Raw genomic sequence first — 22319 nt, 5'->3', positions numbered from 1 at the left:
GAATGGCCTTTGTGAAAATCGACCCTGTGAATGACCTTCACGGCGCCGTTGTCATTTTCAAGCAGGGCAATCGCACACATGCCATAGCGACCGCCCTCCTCGTTCAGCCTCACTTCAATGGAGGGTTGGCCCGGAACGTGAATCGTGACAACGCCATCGGTTTCCTTCCAATTGGGAGCGCCGTCGTAGATGAACGCGAAGACCAGAATGCGTTTCACCAGATGCCACTGCTTTCCGTTGATGTGCAGCCATTCGCCGTCGCTCACCGAGCCGCTGCGGTCATCGCCCATCAATTGAATAAACGGTTCACCCTGAAGACTGCCGAAGGCATTGCCCAGCGCCTGGACGGCGCCTTTCTGGCCGGTCTGGAGTTCGTACAGACAGCCGACATCGAGATCAATCGCGTCGTTTTTCATCGACCCGAAGAATCCCCGTTTACCTGTGCCGGCCTTGTTCCAATTGAGGTTGACCTTGATCTCGCCGAAACCCGCACTTGTCTTTTCAAGGCTGATGGTCGAGCGGGTTTTGTCCAGGGTGATTTTGCTGAGGCTTACCGTTGATTGCGCTGGAGGTGCTGGCGGAACGGGCACTTGCGTAGATGCCGCATCAGCCGCAGGCGCCGCGACATTAACCCCGAAGTGTTTGGCCAGTGGCTCAAGCCCGCCAGAGAAACCTTGCGCTACGCAGCGGAATTTCCAGGCACCTTGTCGACGATAGAACTCACCCAGAATCAGTGCATTTTCCGCCATCCCTGTTGTGGGAATCACGGCTTCAACGCCGTTACTTATCACTAACGACAAATGCGAGACGCTGTTGAAGCTGGCTGTGTTTTCATGGACCGTGGCGGTCAGGGCGAGCTTGTCGACGGTTGCTTCCAGACGGCTCAAGTCCAAGGTGAATGTGGTGCAACCCGATGCAGCGTCAATCTTAACCGCCCCGCCGCACACCTGCTTCTGGCCGAAAAAACACATGTCTTGATCGCCACGGACCTTGCCGTTATTGGCGAGGACGAACGCTGAAATATCAATGTTCCCGCCATGCAACGGTATATAGCTGACCGTCACGGTGACCTGTGCTGTCTCCACCGATGCGTTGGCGCCTGGAACGAGGCTGATCATGTGCGCAGCGCCTGGATAGCCAGCGCGACCAGGTCATCTGCAGTGCGGCCGTTGGTGGCTTCACCAAGGGTGGTGAAATTCCACCCTGAATCGGATCGGCTCAAATACGCCATCACGATGCCGGTGTGCTTGCCTTTCTCGGAAAGGTTGAAGCGCGCCAATTCTTTACCGCTTGCTGAATCCAGAATGCGGCAGGTGGCGTTTTCGATCTTTTCGAAATTCTGCCCCGTGAAGGCATTCACGGTGAACACCAGGTAATTCACCAAAGGGGGCAGCTTTCGCAGGTCTACGGTGATGGATTCGTCATCGCCATCACCTTCACCGGTACGGTTGTCGCCCGAGTGTTTAATGGCTCCGTTGGTGGATTGAAGAGCACGGAACCACACCAGATCTACAGGTTTTTTGTCGGCGTCGAGCACGATACACGAAGCGTCCAGGTCGATGTCCTGGCTGCCTCCACTCAATATTTTTGAAAAGAAACCGCTGGGTTTAGCGGGATCCCAACCGAGCCCGAGGGTGATGTTCTTGAGGTCGCTTCCTGCGGTTTTTTCAAGGGAGATGGATTGGTTCTTGGCCAAAGTGAGTGCCATGCTACGTTCCTTGTTGTTGATCACTGTCCGTACGAAGGTCGCTGTTTGAGCTGCTTCGCTACGCAAAAAATCAGGACTGCAAATCCGGGGCGGCAATTCTCTCAGCGAACCAACGAAAGCGGAGCCGGGCAAAGCCCTCTTAAATTGTGGGATTTGTCTGAGGAATAAGTAGGCAACTCACTACGGAGTTTTAGCTGTGTTTAAGCGGGGATTTGAGGAAGAAGACTTATTCAAAGTGTTGCGGCATACGACCGAAGGCCTGTAGGAGGTTCCGCCACGTCTCTGACGCCGCGCTGTCGCGCAGCAAACACACAACCTCCGGGAGCTGCCGAAGGCTGAGCAAGGCCGGGGTCGCGGGCGACCGGTTCCCGGTCGAATCGCAGCCTTCGGCAGCGCCTACAGATTGTCTTTAGGTCAATCAGTTATGCGTTGTTTGATAAGAGCCAACTGAAGATCCTGTTTGTTTACCCGTTCACTTCGGCAGTTCCACTGCCACGGCGCCTGGGTGCTGGGCTATTGCGCTGTAGGGCAGCACGGACCAGTCGGGGCTCTCGCAGGCGCGCATGACTCGAGCAAATGAGGGGCCGAAGTAAAGACCAGTGGGTTTGAAGTACCAGGCGGGGAAATCCCAGATTTCCGGATCATTGAAGTCGCAGGTCTCTTCGTCTTCAGCGGTCGGTTCTTTCATGCCGTCAGGCGCAAATTTTTGCAGTTGGCTCACCAGCCAAGGCGCAAATTGTGTGCTGCGGTACTCGGAGAAGGTGTCAAAACCGACCGATGCCGGGTCTTGATCATCGCTGCTTTCGTGGTCCTCGTAGTGGAACGCCTTGCCCTCGCCCACCCACAGCACATCTTCCAGGGACAGCGGTTTGCCGGTGCTGGCGTCGAGGTTGAGCGGCGTATCGCCGAAGTCGGGGTGCGCGCCGCCGCAATCATAGCGGGTGAAAATGCTGACGCTGACGATGGCCGGCGAGAGTAATTCCGGGGTGATAGTTTGCTGAAACTCTGCGCCAAAACGGCTGCCCTGGAGCAAGCAGGCGTGATAGCTGACCACCTCATCCCACAGCCGAGCGCGAAGTTGCTGGTTGATTCGCGCGCCTTGCTCCGGGGGGTAGCCAGCAGTGATTTCGAACAGCGAGAGCTTGGACTCCGGCTCGGTCCACCATTGCAGCGTGTAGCCCATGAATGTCTGTACCCTGCCTGCCTGGAGCGGCAGAAAGTGCAGTCGCAAATAATCGTAAGGGGATTTGCTGTAGATAGCCTGCCACCCTGGTTCGGCAGTTTCTGTCGGAGGTGGCACCTGCTTCTCGGTCAGCTCAATCTTCTGGGTTTGCCCGTCCGGCCCTTTCCAGTCACCTTGCCAGCCAGCCTGAGCGGTTTGATGCAGGGTTATTTCAGGCAAGTTTTTGCCGCTGTCGTCGTCCATGCCTTCCGTGAGTATCAGATCTTTGCCTTTCTGTGTGCCGCTAAGCGCCAGATCAGCGTGGTACTTTTCATAAAAGTACCGCCCGCTGACCTCCATGGAATCATCCAGGTTCAACTCCAGCACGATAGGCATTTTGCCCAGGGTGCCGGTATAAAGTTGGGGGGGTTCGCCCGCATGAACAGCCAGTGGCGAGAGGCTGCAAAGGACCAGAAAAGCTTGCTTCAGAGACGTACTGGCTGAGCGAAACAACGCTTTGCGCATGCTGCGGTCCTTTGGAAATGATTGAGGGGGCCGATGTTGCTACCGGCGCGCCCTCCCTGCAACATCAAATCCTGAATTGACGAACCAGACCACCCAGACGGTTACCCAGTTCGGTGAGGCTTCTTGAGGTTTGCGCGCCGCTTTGTGCATCGTCCGCCACGACGTCTGCCGCCTGGGCGATTTGGGTCATACTGCGGCTGACCTCTTCGGCAACCGCCGTCTGCTCTTCTGATGCGCTGGCGATTTGCGCGTTCATGTCATTGATGGTCTCGATCAACGTGCCAATGGCGTCCAGCGATAGGCCTGCGCGGTTGGCCAGCTCGCCAGTGGTTTTGCCCGTTTCGCTGGAGCGGCCCATGGCAACTACCGCGTCCAGCGTGCCCTTTTGCAGCAAGCCGATCATTTCATTGATTTCCTGGGTGCTTTTTTGCGTGCGACTGGCCAATGCACGTACCTCGTCAGCGACAACCGCGAAGCCACGGCCAGCGTCTCCCGCTCGTGCAGCTTCAATGGCGGCGTTTAGCGCCAGCAAATTGGTCTGTTCGGCGATCGAGCGAATCACATCCACCACGCTGGCGATCGACTGCACGTCGTTACGCAGGTTATCCAGCGATGAACTGCTTTGGCCAATATCAACGATTAGGGTGTGGATACTTTCAATGCTTTTAGTCACGACGTTTTTCGCTTCTGCACCGACATCGCTGGTTTTTCTTGCGGCCTGCGACGCCCCTTGTGCGCTAATCGCCACCTGTTGAGCGGCCGCAGACATTTCATGAATGGCTGTGGCGACCTGATCAGTCTCTTGTCGCTGCTGACCCATGGCGTGTTCGGACCGTTGTGCCTGGGACGACATGTCGCCGACCAATGACGTCAGCTGACCGGTCATTTCTGCAATCTGCCTGACCAAGCCGTGAATCTTTTCCACGAAAAAGTTGAACGAGTTCGCCAGCGCGCCCAGCTCATCGCCGCTGGTCACCGGCAGACGACGCGTCAGGTCACCGTCACCGGCGGCAATATCGTCCAGATTCTTTTTGATAGCGAGCACCGGTTTAACGATGCTGTTACCCAGCAATACAGCGGCCACCGCGACTAACAGCAACAAGACCGCAGCGATGGCGAGAATAAATCCAGTGTATGAACCGAGGCGCGCACTGCGTTCGCTGGCAATCGCCTGCACCTGAATCGCGATGTCATCGAGGTTCACCTGGGTGCCGAACACCAGGTCCCATTTATCCAGAAATACCGTGTACCCCAGCTTAGGCACTGGCTTGTCGCTGCCTGGGGTCGTCCAGTCATAGCGGAAGTAGTGGGCGCCGGACTTGCCCGCTTCGACTAACCCACGAATAACATAAACGCCGTTGGCGTCCCGGGCGTCGAGAAAGCTTTTGCCGATATCCAGGTCTTTGTCCGCCCAAAACACGCGGATACTGGCCGAGTTATAACCGTAGAAGTAACTCTGCTTGTCGTAAATCAAGGTTTTAAGAATCTTTACTGCCTTGTCCCGCGCTTCAAGGTCGCCGGGTTGAGACGCGTCATATATCGGTTGAATCGCCGCCTGGGCGATCTCCAGATAATGCTTGAGCGACACCTTGCGTTCCTCGGTCAGCAGCGTACGCGTCTGCTCGATCTCTTCGGACGCTAACCTTTGCAACACCACATAGGTGATGCAACTGATCACAGCAGCCAGCAGCAGGCTGGGGATGATCGCCAGAAGAATGACTTTACTGCGTAGATTAAGTGCCACGGGGCAATTGCCTCAGTCAGGGAAAACTTTTAGATGAACAATTATCCCCGCCTTGTATGAACGAGACGACGCTCCGTGCGGTTTTAATAAGTGGGAAACTGGACAGGTGAAAACAACAACGTCAATGATATGAAACCCAGCAAATATGTCAATAAGCCATCATTCGCTAGTCCGCTGAATAAAGAATTGTAGGAACCGTTAACTAACGGTCAATACTGTCGACAGCAGCGCCACCAATCCCTGTACTTTGGGTAACGTTTCGCGGCTACGCGGCCACGCCAGGTACAGCGTCAACCCTTCGGTGGCCAGCTCAGGCAGCACCTCTACCAACTCACCGTTGTGCAATTGCTCCTTGATAAGCCACGTAGCGAATTGTGCAATGCCGCTGCCCGCCATCACTGCCGAGACCAACGCCTCAGCATTTCCTACAACGATTCGGCCAGAAATCTGCCTCGCTTGGGTCTTGCCGACGCCGTCGGCAAAAAACCATGGGCTGATGCTGCCATCCGCTTTGCCATACAGGACACACGCATGGGCGGCCAGGTCTTCAATGCTCTGAGGGCTGCCTCGTTGCGCAAGGTAAGCCGGCGAGGCACAGCGGATCACGCGCTCGGTGCCAAGGCAGCGATGATTCAGCGATGCAGGCCAAACGTCCACGCTGCCGATCCGAACGGTCAGGTCGATGCCTTCCTCCAGCAGGTCGACAAAGCGGTCAGTAAAAGAGATATGCGCCCTCAGCTTCGGGTGGTGTTCGACGAAGGCTAAAATTTGCGGCAGTACATGCAGGCGCCCGTAGGACGCCGGTAAATCGATACGCAGCGTCCCAGAAGGCTCCGCACGTTGCGCCGCCAACGCTGTTTCGGCTTCCTCCAGGTCATCGATGACCCGGGTGCAGACGTTGTAATACGCCGTCCCGGACTCTGTCAGCGCCAGACTACGGGTCGTGCGTTCGAACAAACGCGCGCCGAGACGACCTTCTAGCCGGGCGATGCCTTTGCTCACCGCCGAGCTGCTCAAGTTCAAGCGTTCCGCGGCTGCGGTGAAGCTGCCGGCATTGGCGACGGCGACGAACATGGCGATGCCTTTCAGGCGCTCGGTGGTGGACATGACATGTCAGCCAATTGATGAATAGGATTCCGCAGTGTACGGAAAAATGGCCAGCGATAAGAATCTGATTCTCTAATAGGCTGTTGACACTTTCCAAGCTGAGTATGTGGCATGTCTTCTTTAGATTCGACCGTCTCCCCTGCGGCCTTGAGCAGCGCCCGAACAGGCAGTGGCTTGGCTATCCTGATTCTTGCGCTGGCCGGGTTCGTCATCGTCACAACCGAGTTTCTGATCATCGGCCTGCTGCCGTCCATGGCCCGCGACCTGCAGATTTCCATCTCCAGCGCCGGGCTGCTGGTCACACTGTTCGCCTTCACCGTCATGCTCTGCGGGCCGCCATTGACGGCGATGCTGTCGCACCTGGACCGCAAGCGTGTGTTCATTATCATTTTGCTGATCTTCGCCGCGTCCAATGGGCTGGCCGCGCTGTCCAGCAACATTTGGGTGCTCGCCTTGGCGCGGTTTATCCCAGCCCTGGCGCTCCCGGTGTTTTGGGGCACGGCCAGTGAAACCGCAGGTATGTTGGCCGGCCCGGAACACGCCGGGCGCGCCGTATCACGCATCTATCTGGGCATCTCTGCCGCCATGTTGTTTGGCATTCCACTGGGCACGCTGTTTTCCGAAGCAGTCGGTTGGCGCGGCGCGTTCTGGGGCTTGGCGGTGATGTCGCTGCTGATGGCCGTCTTGTTGTGGGCCTACATGCCGAAAACCGCTGCGACGCAGAAAGTGCGACTGGCGGAGCAGGCCAGGATTCTGGCCGACCCTACCTTTATCGCTCATCTGCTGCTGTCGATCCTGTTATTCAGCGCAATGTTTACCGCCTACACCTACTTGGCCGACACCTTGGAACGCATCGCGGGCGTCTCGTCAGCGCAAGTCGGCTGGTGGTTGATGGGCTTCGGTGCAGTCGGTTTGATCGGCAATTGGCTGGGCGGACGTTTCGTTGACCGCAGTCCATTGGGCTCGACCCTGGTGTTTGCACTCATGCTGGGCTTGGGCATGAGCGCGACCGTTCCGGCAGCCGGCTCGTTACCCTTACTTGGCGTGGTGTTGCTAGTGTGGGGCATCGCCCACACGGCGCTGTTCCCCATTTGCCAGATCCGCGTCATGAAAGCCGCACCCAACGCCCAAGCACTGGCCGGCACCCTGAACGTCTCCGCCGCCAACGCCGGGATTGGCGTTGGCTCAATCGTTGGCGGTTTCACCATCGAACACTGGGGGCTGGGCACCATCGGCTACGTCGCAACCGCTATCGCTGTGCTGGCGTTGATGATGGTTGCAGTCACATCCCGCTTGAGTAAATCCAGCCTTGGTTAAAGCGACGCACGCTGTCACGAAGCAAACACAGAAGCGGCAGGAGCTGCCGAAGGCTGCGATCGAGCGGAAGACTTCTATCCACTCTATTGCCGATTTCGCATGAGGTAATCGGCAAGGCTGGGCAGGCTGTTTCTGCCGCCAGAACCCATGGCCCGGAAGATGATCTGGCGAAGGATGTCTTTTAGAGTCGCGGGCGTTGCTGATTTCGGATCCAGGGCTGTTCCGCTTTTCCCTTTCCCTTTCTTTGATCCCTTGCCAACAAGCTCGGCCCCCTTTGCCGTAATTTCATAGCGCTCCTTAGACGCATGCCGAATGTAGTTTTTGTCCTTGTCGGCATAGGTGGAAAACGTCGATCCCAATGACGTCGCGCCACCTTTAGCCGAGAACTTATTAACTATTTTTTCCATGAATTCAAAATCAGAATGGTTAGTCGCACCGTATTTTTTATCCATTTTGAAACGTATGAACCCTTGATCCAACTGGGTTGTTTTTATTGCCTCGCCGGATAAAACGCGCTTGGCGATTGCTGCATCTTTGGTCGTAAAGCTGTACGAGATTTTTCGCCCATTGCTGTCAAGCGATGGGCCTGGATTTTCTTTTTTGATCACGTGTCCGCTTTCACGGTAGTCGGCAAGCTGAAGGCCCAAGGCATCGGCATAACGCAAATCGGCGCCTTGATCTTGGGTAAATGTGTACATCTGGGCCAATAAACTCTTATCGCTGGGAGTCAAAAAACTCGCGACAGGTTGCGAACTGGCACCTTTGACTGGCGTTAGCAGCTTCGTGTTTGGATCCGAGCCAGGAAACAGTCGCTGTTTCATTAACGCTTCGCCGCTGATGACAACCGCTTGCTTTGGTGTCTTGGCAGAGACTGACTCAACCGGTGAAGTAGCAGTTGGTAGCTTTCTATAGGGAGTAGAATTTACTGGAAAAGGATTGGTGCCGGTGATTCTCATGTTAGATCCTTCTTGGCATGTTACGACGGCATAGTTAGTACAGTTTTTTCTCTGCAGTTGCAGAAAACATCATCGGTTTCGCCTCGCAATAACATCCGCCAAGGTACGCAAACCATTTATGCCATTTGGATTTATGGCACTTAAGATAACCCGGCGAAGGAGGACCGTTAACGTGTCAGGAGTAACTGATCGAGCGTCGTCTGTTAACGTACTTTTAGCAGATAGGAGTACGTCTGATGAGCGCTCATCCTTACCTCCGGAATGTAGCGTTATTTCCTCCGCAACATGCTTTACAAAATCATTGCTGTTATCCACAAAGTTGTGGAATCTGCGCTCAAGGGGTGCGCCATCATCTGTCGCAGAAAATGTATTGATCATCTTCTCCATGAAAGCGAAATCGCCATGACCCAACACACCATACTCTTGATCCAGCGTGTAACGGATAAAACCCTCATTCAAGCGAGTTGTATTCAGCGCTTCGCTGTTTAGAATTCGTTTTGCCGTCGCAGCGTCCTTTTCGGTAAAGGCATAAACTACTTTACGGCCCTCCAGAGTGTGATGCCCCGCCATAGACTGGGGTATTTTATGTGCCGGGTTGTCGCTTTGACGGTAATAGCCCAACGAAAACGCCAAAGCATCTACGTATCGAAGATCTGCCCCTTGCTCCTGAGCATACTCGTACATATCTTCAAACAATCCACGATCCTCCTTGGTCAAGAAGTTCGCACACGACATCGAATAAGTGTTGTCCGTAAGTTCGGTGATTACCGGCGGTTCGTAGTTAGGCTTCGTACAAAAAAACACTCGTGTCATCAGTAACGATTTTCCACTGAAGGCGACCGTTGGGTGGAGGTTAACCGATGGAGCTTTTTCAATGTCCGTATCCTTTAACGGCTTGTCCGGCTCCGTCACTGGAGAAGGTGATTCGACGAGTTTGCCATAGATAAACTCAGCCCCTGAAATTTGCATGGTACATTCTCCCTGAACAGCCTCAGCCAGCTGTAGTGGCCGAGGCTTTTTATCAATAGCTATAGGTATATATAACGGAGTCCTGCCCGGCCGGCTTGCTATTGTTCTTACCACCCGTTGCACTATGGCGAATGACGACACTGCTTCCGACGTCAAATCTGAACGAGTTGAACTCTGTAACAGTCCCTGAGGAATTTTTACTTATGTCGATACAATCTGTATGCGTGCGTGAGCCAGGTCGCACGTAACAGATCTCCACTTTTTCGCCAGTGCTATTGGGAAATGCTGTTGTTCTCCACTTGATGGACTGTAATTGGGGCGACAGTAGTCCTCTTCCTGGCAGGTCGGATGACGAAAGAATAAACTGCGAATGCCCAACGACACCCGGATACAGAATTGTGTAAGGCGTCATTGACTTATATGCTGACCTTTCAGCCGCCACCCCAGCCACCGATACACATAACAAAACCGCAGGCAATAGCCTCTTCATAGCAAATGCTCACTTTCAGATGATTTCAAAATATGTTTACTTTACGTGTCGTACAGAACAATCATATCAACCTTGCTACTGCATCCACTCCCACTGTATCGACGTCATGCAATTAAACTCAATAGTGACTATCCGTTAGGATAAAACCGGGTAGTAACCCAAACACTTCCACGCCTTCAGAAGTTGCGTTACCTGTTGAGACATTCACCCGTTGTGTTTGGCTGTGGGGGGTGGTTCGGTAGTTGACGAAGTGTTGGCCGCTGTCGTCGTTGATTGCGTCCGGCGGGACGACGATGGCCGCGGGGTTTTGGTAGGTGATAATCGACAGTCGGGCACTCATGCCCAGGCGGATGCGTTGTTGTTGAGGTACGGTCAGGGTTGGAAGGGTGACGATCAGTGAGTAGGAAGCGCCGCTGCCCTGGAATTCGGATTGCAGCACTTGGGAGCCGACCGAGGTGATGCTGCCATTGAGCAGAATGCCGCCGAAGCCGTCGCCGGTGATGTCCACTGGCTGTCCTTCGCGCAGTTGGTTGATGTCGCCTTCGTCGACTTTGGCCACGACGTTAAGTTGCTCCAGGCTCGCCAAGGCATACAACGGCTGACCAGAGCTGATGCGGGCGCCTTTTTGCACCGGTCGGGCTGCTGCGTCTGCTTGATTACCGGGCAAGCGGACGATGACGCCAGCGAAGGGCGCGTTGATATCTCGCTGCCCTTCCAGTACCAGCAGCGCCTGATACTTGGCTTCGGCATTGGCCAGTTGCATGTCGGCGATCTGTCGGTGTTCGCCCAGCGCTTTGTCGCCGACTTCCTTGAGTTCAATCTGCGCAGCTTTCAGCTCCAGGCGCTGCATCTGCGCTTGCTGCTTTAGGGCATCGACCTCCATGCGCGGCACGATCCCGCGTTCAAGCAAGACGCTGGTCTCATGGAGTTTGCGTTCAGTGTCAGCCAACGTCGATTGGCTCGTGCTCAAGGCCCGCCGTGCCCGGGCCATTTCCTGGCCGTGAACCCAGCCCTGCAAATCCCTCACGGCGCGCCGGGCTTTAAGCAGTTCTGCCAGTGAGTCTCGTAACTGGATTCGCAGCAATCCGGTGTCCACTCGCATAAGGAGTTGACCGCGCTCCACCCGCTGGCCCTCGGCCACTGGCCTGTCCTGCACCACGCCGTCAAACGGTGCCGTGAGGATTTGCAGCGAACCCGGTTCTATCCTTCCGGCCACGCCCAGGCGTTGCACCAGAGGTGCGCTGCTAATGGGCAGCCACTGGCGGGATATTTCCGCCGTTGGCTGGACGCTGATGTAGACCACAAAGCCCAGCGCGCTCACCAGCACACCGCCGACTAGCCCCACCATTTTTTTAGATCGATAGCGGCTAATCATTAAGGGCGATCTCCCAGCTCTGCAAGGTCATGCCTAGACGCTCGTCCAGCTGAGTAAGGGCGTTCAGGTATTCGATCTGCGCGTTAAGGGAGGCGTTCTCCGCCTGCCGCAAATCGTCCTCAAAGCTCAACACCTGAAAGTTGCTGGAGCGTCCCAATTGCAGCTTGTCGCGTTCTATGTCGAGTTTGCGTTGCGACAACTGCTGAACCCGTTGGGCTATTTCGTATTGACGCCAATGGGTGCTGATGTCGCGCACGCTGTCGTTGACGTTCTGTTCAAGGGTCTGCCGTGCCTCGGCTTGCTCAAGGGCGAGATTTTGCGACGAAACCTGCGCTTGGACCACGCGATGCCGGGCGTTTAAATCACCAATCGGAACGGTCAGTTGAAGACCGGCGTAGCTGTCCCAGCGTTTGCCGAAGCGTTGCTGTTCGCTGCCGGGACGGTTATGCGACTGGCTTGCGCCGCCAACCAGCGAAACGTCCCACAACCGTTGATTCTCAGCGAGCCGCACCGCTATCTCTGCCCGTTCGCCAGCGATCAATTGCTGCAAATACTTAGGCTGTCGGGCCAACGCCACGCCCAACGCCTGCTGCCGATCCATTTCGAAACGTTCGACCTTGAGCACTTCGCTGGCCCTGAGTTGCGTTCCTTGGTCCAGCGCCAGCAAGTGCAGCAAGCGCAGCCGGGTCTGGTCCAGCCGATTGGCCGTTTCTACAACATTCATTTCTTGGCTGGCCAGCCCCGCCTCGGTCTGCACGCTTTCGAACTCGGCCATGCGGCCGGCCGTGATCAGGGCTTTGTTGACCTCCAACAACGCTCGATAGCGGGCCAGTGCGGCCTGGGCAATACGCTGCTGTTCCTGGGCCTTGAGCAATTCGCGGTAGGCCAAAATAATCTCGGTAACGGTCTGCGACACCCTGGCCCTGAGTTTCAAGCGTGCGCTGTCCTCATCCAGGCGTGCGGAGCGCAAAGGCGCGGTGACAATCTCGCGACCAGCCCCTCGAAGCAAAGGGTGAATGAACCCGAATACCACGCCGTTATCTCGCCCATGCCCGCCTTGATGGGCGCGGTTGATATGCTGGGTCCATGACAGGCTGGAAAGGGTTCCCCATTGGTTGAGTAGCGAGATGGAAGGCGTCAGGCTGTGATCACGCTGACGGTCAGCATTGCCACGGTTCGCCTGATGTTTACTGATGATCTTCGACTGCGGCGAGAAGGCATTTTGCGCAACGCGCAAGGAAAACTTCTCGGCAATACGCATCAGGTATGCACTGCGAATATCGCGGTTATCCCGCAACCCGAGGTACACCGCGTCCGTCAGCGTCAGTTCTACCGTTGATGCAGAAACGGACAGCGCATTAACGAACGCCATGCTCGGTTGCGAAGCGAGTTCCTGGATCGCTCCGTTCACGCTGTCTGTACTCAGAAGCGCCGCCAACGGAAACGCTTGCGCCAACGCCTTAATCATCAGTACGTTTTCGTTCGCATGCTCCCACCCTGGCCAATAAACTTTCCGGGGTGTGTTCAGCGAACAGCTCGCTTAAGGGCCTGGTCAACGTCAGCACGCCATATAGTTTTTCTTCGCGCTCTAGATAAGCCTGTTGGACATCCCGATAACCGTCCTGGTAGATGCTTTGTTCAATCGGCATTAACGCGTCGAAATGTTCGAGCAACCCACGAAACACCAAACGACGCTCCACCGTGTTGTGGGTGGTTGCAATGAGCTTGATGAAGTAGCGACTGTCCAAGGCTCGCAATTCCTCGTTCGCCGCATAGCGCTCCGCGAGATTCGTGCGCGGTGATTCGTCATACACGACGCAGCACAGCGCGCTTCTTGGGAACCCGGCGAAAGGATTTTCGGCGTAGGACCGACGATGATGCCGAGCCAATGCATATTCAATTGCCTGGTCTGTCAGCATCAACGACATCGCATGTTCAGTGTCGGGCGACAATTGCAGACTGGGCGCTTGTCGACCCTGCTCAGCCACTTGGATTGAAAACCGAGCGAATAATCCCGACGGACCCACAAGGTCAGTGTGCAACTTCAGTAATTCTTTTTTCGACAGCAGCGCCTGTTGTGCCGCCAGCTGCGAACAATTGAGCGGTAATGATTCACCGAGGGTGACCGGGTTAGTTTGCTGCGGATCCGCAGCAATCACATCACCAGTAAAATTGTAAACAGTCACGAGGTTACTCCAGTTGTTATTAACGAAGACTTCCGGGTCTGTGTTTTTGTATTCATTCATCCCGCAGCGCTACGACCGGCGATAACCGGGACGCCGAAATCGCGGGGTACAGCCCAAAAAACAAACCAATCAATAAAGAACTGCCAATGCCCAGGGGCAACGAGGACAGCGCAAGGCTGAATTGCCAGCCGGAAAACAAGGTGAATACATATGCCACCGCGACGCCCAACAGCGCGCCAAGCAGCGCACCGGCAACAGACAGCGTGGTGGCTTCGAGTAAAAACAGCGTGCAGATATCACGCGGACGTGCGCCCAATGCCATGCGCACACCGATCTCGCGACGTCGTTCGGTAACGTTCATCAGCATCACGTTCATCACTCCCACCCCGCCTACCAGCAAGGAAATACCGCCAAGCCCAGCGAGCAGCCAGGCGAAGGTTTGTGCCTGACGCTTTAGCCCCTCAAGCAGTTGTTGCGGGATTTGCACCTCCACTTCACGACCGCCGAGCTGCCCGCTGATAAGGGCTTTTAGCGCCTCGGCAGTGGTGGGTAGATCGGCCTCGGCGCGGACCTTTGCCAGCACGCTGCCGATCTCGGCTGAAGGGCGAAGGCGTTGCAGGCCTTGAAGAGGGACAAAAATCGAGTCATCCGCGATGACCGGCATCAGTGGGTTGGCCGCTTGGGCGCGTGCGATGCCAATGACTTGATAAAGGTAGTGATCGATTTGCAGCGAGTCGCCCAAGCGCAACGGCGAGCCATTTTCCTGGAGGTCGTCTGCAACCCGCGCACCGACCACAACATGCGTGCTGTGTTGATCGAACCTTGAAATAAAACGCCCGGCGCGCAGTTGCAAACCCATGATGGCGGCGAGCCCGGTGCTGGTGCCTATCAGGCTCGCGTCGGTCGGTACCACGCCGCGCTTGAGCCGGACCGAGTGCTGGGAAATTGGCGCGACATGGGCGATACCTGGCACATCTCGATGGATCAGCTCCACGTCCAGCGTTAAAGGCAGCGGCGTTTTTCTTTGTACGGAGAACGGGAAACTGACCACCAAGGTGTCGGTGCCCATGTCTTTGAATGTACGCATGGCGTCTTCGGCGGCATTACGGCCGATGTTGAGCAACGCGATGATCGAGGCGCTGCCCACGACAATGCCCAGCAGCGCCAGCAAGGATCGACGGCCCAACGCACGCAAGCTCTCCATGGACTCAATGAACATGTGTAGCCGCGACGGCGAAGGCAGCGCCTCAAACCCAAACCCGCTCATGGGCGCCCTCCTCATGCAACCGACCGTCGATCACCTGAATCTGCCGGTCGAAGCGTTTCGCCAATTGGCCATCGTGGGTCACCATCACCAACGTAACTCCGTGGTCATGATTGAGCCCCAGCAACAGCGTCATGATGCCTGCGGCGGTTTGGCTGTCGAGGTTGCCGGTGGGCTCATCAGCCAGTATCAGAGTCGGTCGCCCCACCAATGCGCGGGCGATTGCCACCCGCTGACGCTGGCCTCCGGACAGATCGGCAGGTCGGCAACTGCCTCGATCAGCAAGCCCGACCAATGCCAGTTGTGCTTGCGCAGACACCCTGGCTTCCCGACGGGACACGCCGCGATAACTCAGCGGCAAGGCCACGTTATCGATGATGCTTAGCCGGGGCAGCAGGTTGAACGCTTGAAAGACAAAACCGATGTCACGGTTGCGCAGATTGGCCAGTTGATCAGCACTCGCGGTTTGCGTGTCTTGCCCGTTAAATACAAGCCGCCCCACAGTGGGCTGTTCAAGTAAACCCAGCATGTTTAACAACGTACTTTTGCCTGAGCCGGACACGCCTACCAGCGCGCACGTTTGGCCTCGCTCAATGAGAAGACTAATGGTTTTGAGCACAGGGGTAATCTGCTGCCCCCGACGATAACTGTGACTGACGTTATTCAGCTCAAGTAACCTCGGCGATAAACTTATGCGTTCGGCACTATTCATTACTTTACTCTGCACAGCCATTGACACGTTAGTGCCAGACGAAATCATAGGAACAGTTCAGCCACGACTGGCAATCACCGCGTCGGAGTTGCATTTTCACGAAACGTAACACGTTATGTATTAATAGTATGAGCAACCAACCGTCAGCACAATCCTACAGATGTAGGGGGTGTAGTCAGCGTGCTTTCTGTTTGGCCATAAACTGCGCCATCAACGCGGCACGGGTTTTTACTCCGCTTTTTTTAAGCAGTGAGGAAACGTGATCGCGCGCGGTATACCCGCTTATATTAAGAGCTTCAGCGATCTGCTTATTGGTATTGCCGCGCAATAAAAGCGCCAAAACATCGCGCTCCCTCCGTGTCACCCGCATAAATTCAACCTTATTCTTATCGATATAAAACCAGCATGTAGGAATAGTCCTACATGCTATTTTTTGCAGTCCTTCATTTGATCGGCAATGACATCACTTTATTTAGTCCGATTTTTCAACCATCACCCATGCGCCGCTCTCTGACAATATGTTCAAATTGATTCTGAGAAACTTCCTACAACAAACGCAGATATTTTTGTAAGACTCATAAAGCTAAACCTCAACGTTAATACTGCAGGCGCATAATTTCACCCCGCCTAATGCAGATAAAATTGGTTCGACAGTGGTTGTATAGACGGGCGGCACAATAAACTTCGCGAATGATAATTACAATCAGTTGTTACAATTAACCGTGTAACGAAACAGCATCTTTGTGGTCGCTTACAATTTGGACGAGATCAAGCCGAACCCCATCGCACGTTGCACACTGGGCCAGGCGGCAACGTGCGGGGGTCGAAGACGTCAGGATGGCGTCTGTTTGAAAGCCGCTTCGGCGCGTTTGCCGATCTGGTCGGGCGTCAGGTCTTCTATATGCGTCGCGATGAACCACAGATGGCCAAACGGATCGCGTAATGTGCCAGTGCGGTCGCCATAAAACTGATCCTGCACCTCTCTGGACACTTTCGCTCCGGCGTCGATAGCACGCTTGAACTGCGCGTCCACGTCGGGCACATACAGGTGCATTCCAAACGACGTCGTGCCGTTGGGGTCAGCGCTGGTAAAACCGCCTTGATCGCAAGGATCGCAGAGCATGACTTTCGAATCGCCGATCTGGATTTCAGCATGCCCTACTCGGCCATCCGGGCCATTGAGGCGGAAGTTTTCCACAGCACCAAACGCTTGCTTATAGAACTCGATGGCCTTGGAGGCGTCTTTGACGCCCATGTAGACGGTCAGGCTATGGAAGCCTTCCGGGATTGCCTTGACGCTCATGTCATTCTCCTGTTCTCAAGGTAAATGCACGGTTTATGAAAGACGATCAATTCAGCGAAAACGCGCTAGCTCGCCTGTTGTTGCAGATTCAATTGACGCACCGGGCGCACCTCGACGCTGCCGACCCGTGCTGCCGGGATGTTCGCCGCGATGCTCAATGCATCGTTCAAGTCCCGCGCCTCGACCAGATAGAAGCCAGCCAATTGCTCCTTTGTCTCAGCGAAGGGGCCGTCAGTGATCGTCACTTTGCCGTTGCGCATGCGCACCGTGGTGGCGGTCTGGACTGATTCCAACGGCTCGGCAGCCAACATCCGACCGCTTTGTTCCAACGACTGCGAATAGGCCAGACACTCGTCATCGCGCGGGCTGTCCGGGTGTGAGTGCAGGGTTTGTTCGTTGCTGTAGATCAAGCACAAGTACTTCATCACGGTCTCCATCGCGGGGGCCAAATGCCCGCTTACGAGAATGGTCGTTTGCCGGGGTGGAAGATCGACAGCGGAAAGCGAGGTATTAAGGATTCTGACCGGTGGTGGCCCAGACAGACCGGGCGGAATCGTTAGGGAGGGTAAGGTTTGTCGTTGTCCTCACCCTGCATCCAGCTCACTCATACAGCGTTCGAGAAACTGGCGGTCTACGCGTTGTTGCGAGAGCGCGATGGCTTTGCTGTAAGCAACACGGGCTTCGTCTATGCGTCCCAGGCGTCGGCATAGATCGGCTTTTGCTGACCACGCCAAGTGGTAACCCTGCAGCTCCCCGGCGTCCAGCAACCCATCGACTAACTTCAATCCGGCGTCCGGTCCTTGAAGCATTGCTACCGCCACCGCTCGATTGAGCGCCACCACCGGCGAACCCGTAAGGCCGGACAACACGTCGTATAAGCCGACAATTTGTTGCCAGTCGGTGTCGGCGGCGGTGGGGGCTTCGGCGTGTACTGCGGCGATGGCGGCTTGTACGCTGTAGACGCCAAAGCGGCCTGAACGCAGCGCCTTTTCGACCAGCGCTTCGCCCTCGCTGATCATATCTCGGTCCCACAGGCCTCGATCCTGCTGATCGAGCAGCACCGGCTCGCCATTGCTGGACAGCCTTGCTGGCCGTCGTGACTCGATCAATAACATCAGCGCCAACAAACCTGATACTTCAGCTTCTGGCAACAGGTCGACCAACAAACGTCCCAGTCGCAGGGCTTCGCTGGACAGATCGCCCCGCGTCAACTCATCACCGGAAGTGGCGAAGTAGCCTTCGTTGAACACCAGATACACCACGCGTAGCACCGCCTCCAGGCGTTCGGGCAATTCGGCGTGAGACGGCACTTCGTAGGGGATATGAGCGTCGCGGATCTTGCTCTTGGCACGCACTATTCGCTGGGCCACGGTGGACGGGGTGATCAAAAATGCCCGAGCGATTTCTTCGGTAGACAGGTCACAGACCTCGCGCAAGGTCAGGGCCACCTGGGCGTCTGCGGTCAAGGCGGGATGGCAACAGATGAAAATCAACCGCAGCCGGTCGTCCCCTAGGCTGTCTTGATCAGCGGGGTCGGCATGCATCTGCCCTTCCAACGATAGAGCCAATTCATTTAACGACGTATTAAAGCGCGCCCTGCGCCGCAGGCTGTCGATGGCTTTGAAGCGTCCGACAGAGATCAGCCACGCCCGGGGATGGTCGGGAACGCCGGTCTGCGGCCACTGTTCAACGGCCACGATAAAAGCGTCTTGCAGCGCCTCTTCAGCCAGCTCAAAGTTGCCAAGCAGGCGAATCAGCGTGGCCAACACTCGACGCGATTGCTCGCGGAAGATGGTCTCAACCTGGCGGTGTACTGACAGGCAAGTGTCAGTTTTCATGCCGGCACCTCGCTACCGTTCAAATCCAGAAGCTTAGCCCCCCTCGTCCGACGAACGCTGAGCAAGCCCCATTGATCAGTGCGGCGACCTGGCGACTGCACTGTCGACGACCATGCCGCGTTTCAAGCCAAAAAATGCCGCCGTGGCCAGGCCAACCCCGCCCATCACCGCGCAATAACCCACACAGACCCAAGGACTCCAAGGCATCAACGCAATCAGCATCAACGGCGTGGTACTGGCCCAAAGCGCATAGGCAATGTTGTAGGTGAAGGAAATACCCGATACACGGATTTCAACCGGAAACAATCCGACCATCACTGACGGCACGACTCCTACGATGCCGCAGGCCAACCCCGCGATGGCATAAGCCAGTCCCGGCGCAAGCCAGTCGCCAATCAGGCTGGCATATAACACGCCGATGCCCAACGGCAGTAACAGGCTGTAAACGATGACACCGCGCCACGCACCCAGACGGTCGACCAGTAAACCCGCCAGCACGCAGCCGATGTTGAGAAAGACAATGCCTACGGCGCTTAAGGCAAACGTATAACTGGCGCTCATGCCAAAGCGTTGCTGCATGACCGTGGGCGTTATCACCACCAGCACCACCACCGCCGAGGTCAGTACGCAGGTCAGCAATACTGCAGGTAATAGCGCCTGACGATGTTCGCGTAATACGGCGCGCAATGGAAATTCACCCAGCGCGTCACGTTGCGCCTGCAACGCCATGAACACGGGCGTTTCACTCAGCCAACGGCGCAACCACACGCCGACGACACCAAACACACCACCCAGCAGAAAGGGGATGCGCCAGGCGAAATCAAGAATTTCCCCAGGACTGTAGACCCGTGCCAGCCAGGTTGCGACCAGTGCGCCCAGTAGATAGCCAAAGGTCAGCCCCGCTTGCAATACGCCCAGCGCATAACCACGATGGCCCGGCGGCGCGTGTTCCGCGACGAATACCCAAGCGCTCGGCACTTCACCGCCTACCGCTGCGCCTTGGAGGATTCGAAACGCCAATAGGATCAGCGGCGCCCAATAGCCAATCTGGGCATAGGTCGGCATTATCCCAATCAGCAGGCACGGCAACGCCATCAGCAGAATGCTGAGGCTGAACACCCGTTTGCGGCCCAGCCGATCGGCGAAGTGCGCCATCAAAATCCCGCCCAATGGCCGTGCCAGATAGCCGGTCACGAAGATGCCGAAGCTCTGCAATAAACGCAGCCACTGGGGCATTTCAGGCGGGAAAAATAATTGGCTCAGGGTCAGCGCAAAGAACACGAAGATAATGAAGTCATAGATTTCCAGCGCGCCACCGAGCGCCGCAAGGCCCAAGGTCTTGTAGTCAGCCTGAGACAGCGGCTGGGTGCGGCGTTCATGTGTGGCTGTCATTAATAATCCGGATTGCGTGTTTAAACTGCCAAAGGGCGGATCGCCCAACATAAGGCGCGAAGCATAGCAAAGCTGGATCGTCCGGGACCTGGAACCGCTGAACCAACTGTCTTGGGGCCGGGTCTGCTGATTACCATTCGCTGACCAATTGCCGGGTTCCACCCCATGAGCGCTTGTTCTCTACTACGCAGTCGTGGCAGCCATGACAGCGGCAAGGTTGGCATGATCGAGTTGTTTTTCGATCTGGTATTTGTGTTTGCCGTGACCCAACTGTCCCACTCATTGTTGGCCAACCTCACCCTCCAGGGCGCGGTGCACGTGACGATGCTGTTGTTGGCAGTCTGGTGGGTATGGATTTTCACCTCATGGATTACCAACTGGCTCGACCCGGAACGCATACCCGTGCGCCTGGCGCTGGTTGCACTGCTGCTGGCCGGTTTGCTGTTGTCGGTGTCGATTCCTGATGCCTTTACCCATCGCGGCGCGATGTTCGCCTTTGCCTACGTAACGATGCAGGTGGGGCGAACCGTGTTCGCGATCTGGGCAGTACGGCGTGAACAGATCAGCATGACCCGGAACTTCCAACGCATCCTGGTATGGCTGTTATCCGCCGGGGCGTTCTGGATCGGTGGCGGGCTGGCTGAGGACGGTTTACGCGAAGGACTCTGGGCGGTGGCGCTGATGATCGAACTGGTTTCACCGGCGGTTTTCTTCTGGGTACCGGGGTTGGGCCGCTCTAGTCTGGCCGACTGGGACATCGAAGGCAGTCACATGGCCGAGCGCTGCGCGTTATTCGTAATCATTGCGCTGGGCGAGTCATTACTTGTGACTGGCGCGACCTTTGCCCAACTGGACCTGGCGCTTGATACAGTCATCGCGCTTCTGGCGGCGGTGCTCGGCAGCGTAGCCATGTGGTGGGTGTATTTCGACAGCGGTGCCGAGCGCGCCCACCACCGCATCGCCCATTCCGACGACCCCGGCCGTGAAGCGCGCATGGCTTACACTTATCTGCACATTTTGATCATCGCCGGAATCATCGTCAGTGCGGTGGCCGATGAGCTGGTGCTGACGCATCCCGATCACACCACAACTCCCGGTATCTGCGCCATTCTCGCTGGCCCCACGCTGTATTTGCTCGGCACCGCGTTGTTCAAGATGGTCACCGCCGAGCGCATCATCTTGCCCCTGTCCCATCTGATCGGTTTGTTGCTATTGGTCGCTCTCGCGCCCTTCGCCTTTGCCCAGGTGTTTTCGCCCCTGGTATTGGGCTCATTAACCACCGGTATCCTGCTGGTGGTCGCGACGTGGGAAAGCGTGGCCTTGCGCAAAGTGGCGCAGACCGGGACCACTCAAGCGTTGGGACAAGAGCTGCCCAAATGATTGATAACGCCCGTTATCAGACCTCGCTACTACACAAAGCGCACACTAATAGGGCGAAATACGACATTTACTTTTGATAAAGCGTCATAAATATCGTTAGCCCACTACCAAAAACCGGGCTCGGTAACATTTCTGTAACACTCTGGCGTAGTTCTTGCGTTGGCACGGTATCTTCCAGGCCGATGTAACAGGAGCACGGCATGACCTTGCGCAGTGAATCAATGCAATTATCCGACGCCGAAAAGCGGTGGCTCCCCTGGTTTGGTAAAACCGGAAAAATGGCAATGCGTCGCTCATGCCGATTAAACAAAACGCTGTATCCGGTCATTGAACAGACCTTTGAGTCCATCGCCCAAACCCGCGTCAAACTGCTGCAACACTGGGCGCAGGAATATTGGGATCACCTAGGCGAACTGGGCAGCAACCTGCCGGGCGATCTCAGTCAGATAGACAGCACGATACTTACCGAAAAGCTCAATCAGGCATCGGACATGTCCGAGTTGTTCGTGGTCGATATCCACGGCCGGGTGCTTGCCTCGACGTGGCCAGCGCACTGCCAAAGCAAAGACCTTAATCCCCTCGCGTTGGCCGAAGGTCTGAAGGCGCCGTTTTTGCACGGCCCCTACTCCGACCCACTGACACTTAAGATCGGTCCGTCATCGTCGCGTTTCCACGACGAAGTCACGCTGATGTTTTATCAACCGCTACGGCTCAACAACAAAGTCATAGGTTGTCTGTGCGCACGTGTGCCGAACGACGTTCTAGGGGATTTGATCCAGCGGGAAGCGGGCCATATTTACCCTGAGTCAGGGGATAATTACCTGTTCATGGTCAAGGCCTCGTTTGATCGCACGGTACAGCCAGGTATTGCCCTCTCTCGCTCACGCTTCG

General features: G+C 56.0%; 18 protein-coding genes and 2 pseudogenes. 3 read left to right on the top strand and 17 right to left on the bottom strand.

All coding sequences use genetic code 11. The annotated features are described in order from the left end of the window. The 5 genes from JWR17_RS00415 to JWR17_RS00395 form a co-directional block, all read right to left on the bottom strand. The coding region (locus JWR17_RS00415) for a TerD family protein (RefSeq protein ID WP_299827219.1) at positions 1 to 1118 on the bottom strand (1118 nt) is incomplete at its 3' end. Then, entirely contained in the window at positions 1115 to 1708 is a 594-nt protein-coding gene (locus JWR17_RS00410; RefSeq protein WP_299827221.1) for a TerD family protein, read from the bottom strand. The genes JWR17_RS00410 and JWR17_RS00415, both read right to left, overlap by 4 nt. Positions 1709 to 2180: 472 nt before the next feature. Then, positions 2181 to 3395, bottom strand: a complete 1215-nt coding sequence (locus JWR17_RS00405) for a hypothetical protein (RefSeq protein WP_299827217.1) — start codon at positions 3393 to 3395, stop codon at positions 2181 to 2183. Between the two features lie 64 nt (positions 3396 to 3459). Continuing rightward, positions 3460 to 5139 carry a methyl-accepting chemotaxis protein gene (locus JWR17_RS00400; RefSeq protein ID WP_299827215.1) on the bottom strand — a complete coding sequence of 560 codons (1680 nt, stop codon included), beginning with the start codon at positions 5137 to 5139 and terminating at the stop codon, positions 3460 to 3462. A gap of 198 nt (positions 5140 to 5337) precedes the next feature. After that, positions 5338 to 6246, bottom strand: a complete 909-nt coding sequence (locus JWR17_RS00395; protein ID WP_299827214.1) for a LysR family transcriptional regulator — start codon at positions 6244 to 6246, stop codon at positions 5338 to 5340. Between the two features lie 111 nt (positions 6247 to 6357). Here JWR17_RS00395 and JWR17_RS00390 point away from each other — a divergent pair, with 111 nt between their 5' ends. Continuing rightward, a complete protein-coding gene (locus JWR17_RS00390; protein ID WP_299827212.1) occupies positions 6358 to 7563 on the top strand; it encodes an MFS transporter in 1206 nt (401 codons plus the stop codon). A gap of 83 nt (positions 7564 to 7646) precedes the next feature. On the opposite strand, the gene JWR17_RS00385 is transcribed toward JWR17_RS00390, so the two are convergent. From JWR17_RS00385 to JWR17_RS00330, 12 genes and pseudogenes are all read right to left on the bottom strand, one after another. Next, positions 7647 to 8519 carry a hypothetical protein gene (locus JWR17_RS00385; RefSeq protein WP_299827210.1) on the bottom strand — a complete coding sequence of 291 codons (873 nt, stop codon included), beginning with the start codon at positions 8517 to 8519 and terminating at the stop codon, positions 7647 to 7649. A 69-nt stretch (positions 8520 to 8588) separates the two neighbouring features. Further along, positions 8589 to 9488, bottom strand: coding sequence for a hypothetical protein (locus JWR17_RS00380; RefSeq protein ID WP_299827209.1), 900 nt, complete (start codon positions 9486 to 9488; stop codon positions 8589 to 8591). Positions 9489 to 10096: 608 nt separating this feature from the next. Next, the gene (locus JWR17_RS00375; protein ID WP_299827207.1) at positions 10097 to 11353 is read right to left on the bottom strand and encodes an HlyD family efflux transporter periplasmic adaptor subunit; all 1257 of its coding nucleotides are present in this window, start codon (positions 11351 to 11353) and stop codon (positions 10097 to 10099) included. Then, the gene (locus JWR17_RS00370; protein WP_299827205.1) at positions 11346 to 12821 is read right to left on the bottom strand and encodes a TolC family protein; all 1476 of its coding nucleotides are present in this window, start codon (positions 12819 to 12821) and stop codon (positions 11346 to 11348) included. Before JWR17_RS00370 ends, JWR17_RS00375 begins: the two co-directional genes overlap by 8 nt. Then, entirely contained in the window at positions 12814 to 13539 is a 726-nt protein-coding gene (locus tag JWR17_RS00365) for a hypothetical protein (protein WP_299827203.1), read from the bottom strand. Before JWR17_RS00365 ends, JWR17_RS00370 begins: the two co-directional genes overlap by 8 nt. 52 nt (positions 13540 to 13591) lie before the next feature. After that, positions 13592 to 14806 (bottom strand): ABC transporter permease, encoded by a 1215-nt coding sequence (locus JWR17_RS00360; protein ID WP_299827201.1) that lies wholly within the window; start codon positions 14804 to 14806, stop codon positions 13592 to 13594. Beyond that, positions 14787 to 15515 (bottom strand): ABC transporter ATP-binding protein, encoded by a 729-nt coding sequence (locus tag JWR17_RS00355; RefSeq protein WP_299827199.1) that lies wholly within the window; start codon positions 15513 to 15515, stop codon positions 14787 to 14789. Before JWR17_RS00355 ends, JWR17_RS00360 begins: the two co-directional genes overlap by 20 nt. A 143-nt stretch (positions 15516 to 15658) precedes the next feature. Beyond that, positions 15659 to 15885: pseudogene (locus tag JWR17_RS00350) on the bottom strand (helix-turn-helix transcriptional regulator). A 462-nt stretch (positions 15886 to 16347) separates the two neighbouring features. Next, entirely contained in the window at positions 16348 to 16818 is a 471-nt protein-coding gene (locus JWR17_RS00345; RefSeq protein ID WP_299827197.1) for a VOC family protein, read from the bottom strand. A gap of 65 nt (positions 16819 to 16883) precedes the next feature. Further along, positions 16884 to 17243 carry a YciI family protein gene (locus tag JWR17_RS00340; RefSeq protein ID WP_299827195.1) on the bottom strand — a complete coding sequence of 120 codons (360 nt, stop codon included), beginning with the start codon at positions 17241 to 17243 and terminating at the stop codon, positions 16884 to 16886. Between the two features lie 159 nt (positions 17244 to 17402). Then, complete coding sequence (locus JWR17_RS00335; RefSeq protein WP_299827193.1) at positions 17403 to 18656, bottom strand: RNA polymerase sigma factor; 1254 nt, start codon at positions 18654 to 18656, stop codon at positions 17403 to 17405. A gap of 75 nt (positions 18657 to 18731) precedes the next feature. Then, positions 18732 to 20048 carry an MFS transporter gene (locus tag JWR17_RS00330; RefSeq protein ID WP_299827191.1) on the bottom strand — a complete coding sequence of 439 codons (1317 nt, stop codon included), beginning with the start codon at positions 20046 to 20048 and terminating at the stop codon, positions 18732 to 18734. 165 nt (positions 20049 to 20213) lie between these two features. On the opposite strand from JWR17_RS00330, the gene JWR17_RS00325 reads away from it, so the two are divergent. Together JWR17_RS00325 and JWR17_RS00320 are read left to right on the top strand one after the other, a co-directional pair. After that, positions 20214 to 21428 carry a low temperature requirement protein A gene (locus JWR17_RS00325; protein WP_299827189.1) on the top strand — a complete coding sequence of 405 codons (1215 nt, stop codon included), beginning with the start codon at positions 20214 to 20216 and terminating at the stop codon, positions 21426 to 21428. A gap of 200 nt (positions 21429 to 21628) precedes the next feature. Further along, positions 21629 to 22319: pseudogene (locus JWR17_RS00320) on the top strand (methyl-accepting chemotaxis protein); the annotation flags it as partial.

The organism is Pseudomonas sp. (assembly GCF_028293835.1).
Lineage (GTDB): Bacteria > Pseudomonadota > Gammaproteobacteria > Pseudomonadales > Pseudomonadaceae > Aquipseudomonas.
Note: the sequence above shows the minus strand (reverse complement) of the source record. Positions and strands in the feature narration are given on the sequence as shown.

Coding starts and splice junctions, on each gene's coding strand:
- JWR17_RS00410 (WP_299827221.1), bottom strand. CDS start 1,708: ATGGCACTCACTTTGGCCAAGAACCAATCCATCTCCCTTGAAAAAACC.
- JWR17_RS00405 (WP_299827217.1), bottom strand. CDS start 3,395: ATGCGCAAAGCGTTGTTTCGCTCAGCCAGTACGTCTCTGAAGCAAGCT.
- JWR17_RS00395 (WP_299827214.1), bottom strand. CDS start 6,246: ATGTCCACCACCGAGCGCCTGAAAGGCATCGCCATGTTCGTCGCCGTC.
- JWR17_RS00390 (WP_299827212.1), top strand. CDS start 6,358: ATGTCTTCTTTAGATTCGACCGTCTCCCCTGCGGCCTTGAGCAGCGCC.
- JWR17_RS00385 (WP_299827210.1), bottom strand. CDS start 8,519: ATGAGAATCACCGGCACCAATCCTTTTCCAGTAAATTCTACTCCCTAT.
- JWR17_RS00380 (WP_299827209.1), bottom strand. CDS start 9,488: ATGCAAATTTCAGGGGCTGAGTTTATCTATGGCAAACTCGTCGAATCA.
- JWR17_RS00375 (WP_299827207.1), bottom strand. CDS start 11,353: ATGATTAGCCGCTATCGATCTAAAAAAATGGTGGGGCTAGTCGGCGGT.
- JWR17_RS00370 (WP_299827205.1), bottom strand. CDS start 12,821: ATGATTAAGGCGTTGGCGCAAGCGTTTCCGTTGGCGGCGCTTCTGAGT.
- JWR17_RS00360 (WP_299827201.1), bottom strand. CDS start 14,806: ATGAGCGGGTTTGGGTTTGAGGCGCTGCCTTCGCCGTCGCGGCTACAC.
- JWR17_RS00355 (WP_299827199.1), bottom strand. CDS start 15,515: ATGAATAGTGCCGAACGCATAAGTTTATCGCCGAGGTTACTTGAGCTG.
- JWR17_RS00345 (WP_299827197.1), bottom strand. CDS start 16,818: ATGAGCGTCAAGGCAATCCCGGAAGGCTTCCATAGCCTGACCGTCTAC.
- JWR17_RS00340 (WP_299827195.1), bottom strand. CDS start 17,243: ATGAAGTACTTGTGCTTGATCTACAGCAACGAACAAACCCTGCACTCA.
- JWR17_RS00335 (WP_299827193.1), bottom strand. CDS start 18,656: ATGAAAACTGACACTTGCCTGTCAGTACACCGCCAGGTTGAGACCATC.
- JWR17_RS00330 (WP_299827191.1), bottom strand. CDS start 20,048: ATGACAGCCACACATGAACGCCGCACCCAGCCGCTGTCTCAGGCTGAC.
- JWR17_RS00325 (WP_299827189.1), top strand. CDS start 20,214: ATGAGCGCTTGTTCTCTACTACGCAGTCGTGGCAGCCATGACAGCGGC.